Here is a 414-nt window from a genome sequence, read left to right as displayed (position 1 = left end):
CCCCCCCCCCCCCCCCCCCCCCCCCCCCCCCCCCCCCCCCCCCCCCCCCTTTTTCACCCCCCCGCCCCCCCCCCCCCCCCCCCCCCCCCCCCCCCCCCCCCCCCCCTCCGCATCCGCGCCCCCGGTTAGCGGCAGGCCGACCACCAGGGTGTCCGGCAGCCATTCCTGGCGAAGGGCGTCCAGCCGCGACCAGTCCGGGTCACCATCGCGAACGGCAATGGCGGCCAGGCCGCGCGCGCTTCCGGTAAAGCCTGTCTCTTATACACATCTCCGAGCCCACGAGACCCGTGACCGAATCTCGGTTGGCGGGGGGTGGGTGGGAATGGGGGGGGGGGGGGGGGGGGGGGGGGGGGGGGGGGGGGGGGGGGGGGGGGGGGGGGGGGGGGGGGGGGGGGGGGGGGGGGGGGGGGGGGG

At 81.9% G+C, this 414-nt stretch carries 1 pseudogene; it reads right to left on the bottom strand.

The window, feature by feature from the left end:
• Positions 1-123: 123 nt before the first annotated feature.
• A pseudogene (locus JHD67_RS22480) lies at positions 124-249 on the bottom strand (Holliday junction resolvase RuvX); the annotation flags it as partial.
• Positions 250-414: the final 165 nt, after the last annotated feature.

It is taken from the genome of Dyella sp. ASV21 (assembly GCF_016428975.1).
Lineage (GTDB): Bacteria > Pseudomonadota > Gammaproteobacteria > Xanthomonadales > Rhodanobacteraceae > Dyella.
Note: the sequence above shows the minus strand (reverse complement) of the source record. Positions and strands in the feature narration are given on the sequence as shown.